Source organism: Bradyrhizobium pachyrhizi (assembly GCF_001189245.1).
In the GTDB taxonomy this organism is placed as follows: domain Bacteria; phylum Pseudomonadota; class Alphaproteobacteria; order Rhizobiales; family Xanthobacteraceae; genus Bradyrhizobium; species Bradyrhizobium pachyrhizi.
The window spans coordinates 1-3,904 of the sequence record NZ_LFIQ01000092.1 but is presented as its reverse complement, the minus strand read 5'-3'; the positions used below and the strand labels follow the sequence as shown (position 1 = coordinate 3,904).

At 64.3% G+C, this 3,904-nt stretch carries 4 protein-coding genes; all 4 read right to left on the bottom strand.

The features are described 5' to 3' along the window. Window positions 1–61 precede the first annotated feature (61 nt). Entirely contained in the window at window positions 62–940 is an 879-nt protein-coding gene (locus AKL29_RS22610; protein WP_050385685.1) for an SDR family oxidoreductase, read from the bottom strand. 126 nt (window positions 941–1,066) lie between these two features. Continuing rightward, complete coding sequence (locus AKL29_RS22605; protein ID WP_028337617.1) at window positions 1,067–1,927, bottom strand: MaoC family dehydratase; 861 nt, start codon at window positions 1,925–1,927, stop codon at window positions 1,067–1,069. Window positions 1,928–2,132: 205 nt separating this feature from the next. Continuing rightward, complete coding sequence (locus AKL29_RS22600) at window positions 2,133–2,522, bottom strand: Zn-ribbon domain-containing OB-fold protein (RefSeq protein ID WP_050385684.1); 390 nt, start codon at window positions 2,520–2,522, stop codon at window positions 2,133–2,135. After that, window positions 2,522–3,679 (bottom strand): thiolase domain-containing protein, encoded by a 1,158-nt coding sequence (locus tag AKL29_RS22595; protein ID WP_018272091.1) that lies wholly within the window; start codon window positions 3,677–3,679, stop codon window positions 2,522–2,524. The genes AKL29_RS22600 and AKL29_RS22595 overlap by 1 nt, the downstream gene beginning before the upstream one ends. Window positions 3,680–3,904 lie beyond the last annotated feature (225 nt).

Sequence of the window (3,904 nt, the reverse complement as noted above, 5' to 3'; positions counted from 1 at the left end):
CGAACCCGGAATCTCGAGGTTCCGGGTTCGTCCTTCGGACGCCCCGGAACGACAGGTAGCATCAGAACCGCCGCGCGCCCATCTTGATCTGCTCCTCGGAGAAGAAGATGTCCTTGGCGTGGGTGACGATGTCTTCGGCCCTCCAGCCGGTAAATGGCGGCTTCCAGCCCTCCATTTCCATCATCCGCATCTCGCGGACCCCGCGCGGGCCCGAGACGCCGAGGACCTTGCCGGTCTGGTCGCCCGACAGGTCGCTGACCATGTAGAGCACGGCCGGCGCGATGCCGTCCGGGCCGAGTGCCGCGCCCGGGTTCTCCTTGTAGCGCGGCAGGTCCGCGGTCATGCGGGTCAGCGCGCCCGGCGCCAGGGTCCAGATCCGGATGTTGTACTTGCGCCCCTCGATCGCCAGCACGTTGGACAGGCCCCAGATGCCGCCCTTGGCGGCGCCGTAATTGCTCTGGCCGAAATTGCCGATCAGGCCCGAGGTCGAGGACGTGTTGACGATGACGCCGCCGCCATTGTCGCGCATCCATTTGAACACCGGCTGGGTGCAGCAGAAGGTGCCCTTGAGGTGCACCTTCATCACCTTGTCCCAGTTCGCTTCCTTGGCCTTGTGGAAGGTCTCGTCGAGTAGAATGCCGGCATTGTTGACCAGGATGTCGGCGCGGCCGAAATGCTTGATGGCATCGTCGAACACCGACTGGCCGCCGGCCAAGGTCGAGATGTCGGCGCCGTTGGCGACCGCACGGCCGCCCTCGGCCTTGATCGCGTCGACCACCTTGTCAGCCATCGACTTGTCGGAGCCCGAACCGTCGCGCGGGCCGCCGAGATCGTTGACCACCACGGCCGCGCCCTCGCGCGCAAACAGCTTCGCATAGGCTTCACCAAGCCCGCCGCCGGCGCCCGTGATCAGCGCCACCTTGCCGTCGAGTAATCCCATGGTTGTTTTCTCCCTTGTCGTTGTCCTGTCATTCCGGGGCAGCCCGCAGGGCCGAACCCGGAATCCGGAGATTGTGGCGCGAGATTCCGGGTTCGATGCTTCGCATCGCCCCGGAATGACGGAAAGCTACGCCAGCACCGTCTTGCCGCTCTTGATCACGGTGACGCCGCGCGACTTCACCTTGGCCTCGAACGACACCACATTGCCGTCCTTCCACAGCTCCATGGTCACGGTCTCACCGGGGAACACCGGCGAGGAGAACCGCGCCACGTGCTGCTTGAAGGCGGACGGATCGTAGTCGGCGTAGGTCTGCAGCACGCCGCGGCAGGTGATGCCGTAGGTGCACATGCCGTGCAGGATCGGCCGCGGGAAGCCGGCCTTCTTGGCAAACTCCGGATCGGAATGCAGCGGGTTGCGGTCGCCGCACAGCCGATAGACCAGCGCCTGGTCCGGCCGCGTCGTGATGTCGACGACCTTGTCCGGCGCGCGCTCCGGCACCTTGTGCGGCTCGGGCTGGCCGTCGGACGGGCCGCCGAACCCACCATCGCCGCGGGCGAAGCGCGAGGCGACCAGCGTGGCGAGCTTCTCGCCCTTCTCGTCCTTCAGCACGGTCTGGTGGCGGATCACCGCGCCCTTGTCCTTGCCCTTGTCGAACACGTCGAGCACCGTTGAGTCGGCCGTGATGTGGGCCGCGGTCGCGAACGGCTTGTGGAAGGTGATGTCGCGCTCGCCATCGACCACCATCACGCGGTTGAGGTTCATCTCGCCGGGACCGGCGCCCCAGGCCGCGACCGAGGCAAACGTCGGCACCACCTTGAGCGGGCGCGGCGTCAGCACACCCTCATTGACGAAGGCGAGTTCCTTCTCGTCCATCGGATCGGCACCCAAGCCGATGCCATAGGCATAGAGCATCACGTCGCGGTCGCTGTAGCTGTATTTCTGGCCGAGATTCTTCAGGGCCATCAGCTGTTCGTACACGATCGGCATTGTTGTTTTCTCCCCGAATGTATTCTTAACGGCACGGTGCCCATTACTGCGCCCTCTCCCCTTGTGGGAGAGGGCTACGCGGGCGTCAGCCGCAAACTCGCTTGGGTGAGGGGTTGCTTCCGCAGATGCATCTCTATCGCGGATAGAACCCCTCATCCGGCGGCCTCCGGCCGCCACCTTCTCCCACAAGGGGAGAAGGTACTTTCTAGGCCGGTGTGAAGAACGGCAGCGGGGCGCCGTCGGTCGGCTTCCACACCACCTTCACCTTCTGGCCGATCTTCACCTGCTCCAGATCGCAATCGACGATGTTGGTCTGCAGCGACGGACCTTCCTTCAGCGTCACGTAGGCGATCGCATAGGGACCGGTCGGCGACTTCCGCATCAGGCTGTAGGTGTAGACCGTGGCCTCGCCGCTCGACTCTTCCCACACCGTCTTGTCGGAGAAGCAGAACGGGCAGATCGCGCGCGGGAAGTAATGCGCTTCGCCGCAGGTATTGCAGCGCTTGATCATGAACTTGCCCTTCTTCGCGGCTTCCCAGAACGGCGCGGTCTCCGGATTGGTCACCGGGGCATTGTACTTCTTCGCTTCAGACATCACGCACGCTCCAGAATGCAGGTTGAGGCGGCGTGGCGAACGCCGAGCAGACCGCCGGTGCCGTGGGCGATCGCGAGGTCGCAGTTCTTCACCTGCACCTTCGGATGCGCCTCGCCGCGCAACTGGCGCACAGCCTCGAGGATTTTAGTCATGCCGCCGCGATTGACGGGATGGTTGCTGCACAGGCCGCCGCCGTCGGTGTTGAACGGCAGCTTGCCGACGCCCGAGATCAGATTGCCGTCGGCGACGAACTTGCCGCCCTCACCCTTCTTGCAGAAGCCGAGGTCCTCGAGCTGCATCAGCACCGTGATGGTGAAGCTGTCATAGATCGAGGCGTATTTGATGTCCTTCGGCGTCACGCCCGCCTCCTCGAAGGCGCGCGGACCGGACCACACGCCGGCGGAGTAGGTCAGATCGAGATCCTTGCCGCCGCGCGGACCCTTCATCGCCTCGCCATGGCCAATCAGGCGCACCAGCGGCTTCTTCAGGCTCTTGGCGATCTCCGGCGTCGTGACGATCATCGCGCCGCCGCCGTCGGTGACGACGCAGCAATCCATCCGGTGCAGCGGATCGGAGATCATCGGCGAGTTCAATACGTCCTCGACGGTGACGACTTCCTTCAGCATCGCATGCGGATTGTATTGCGCGTGATGCGAGGCCGCGACCTTGATCCAGGCGAGTTGTTCGGAGGTGGTGCCGTAGTCGTGCATATGGCGCATGGCACACATGCCATAGGCATTGTGCGTGGTAGCCCCGTAAGCGGATTCGAAATCGGCCTCGGCGCCGGACGCGCGCGGCGGCATCGGGCCGGTGCGCGGTTTGCCCGCCAGCGTGACCAGCGCGACCGAGCATTTGCCCGCAGCGATCGCCTCGGCGGCGTGGCCGAGATGGATCAGATAGGAACAGCCACCGGTCTCGGTGGAGTCGACGTGACGGAGCTTCCTGGTGTTGAGGCCGAGATAATCGACCATCGGCCACAGCCCGCCCGGCGCGTCGCCGGCGCAGAAATAGCCGTCGATATCGTCCTTGGTGAGCCCGGCATCCTCGATCGCGCCCTTGGCGACCTCGGCATGAAGCTGTGCTGTTGATTTATCGGGTGCGTGCCGGGTGGGATGTTCGTAGATCCCGGCAATGTAGGCCTTGCCCTTGATGGTCAAATCGCTCTCCGCTGGCGTTTCTTCGCTCGAGCGTTTTTCTGAACCGACGACGCGACCTTGGCAAGCGCGGAAATATTCCGTCAGGCGAGACTGCATCCGCAACTCAATCGTCGTCCGGCGAAAGCCGGGACCCATAACCACGCGGTTGTGTGGTGAGAGTGAGCTGTGGCCCCAGCGTCGCGCTACAACGAAGTGCGGTGGTTATGGGTCCCTGTGTCTTGGAAG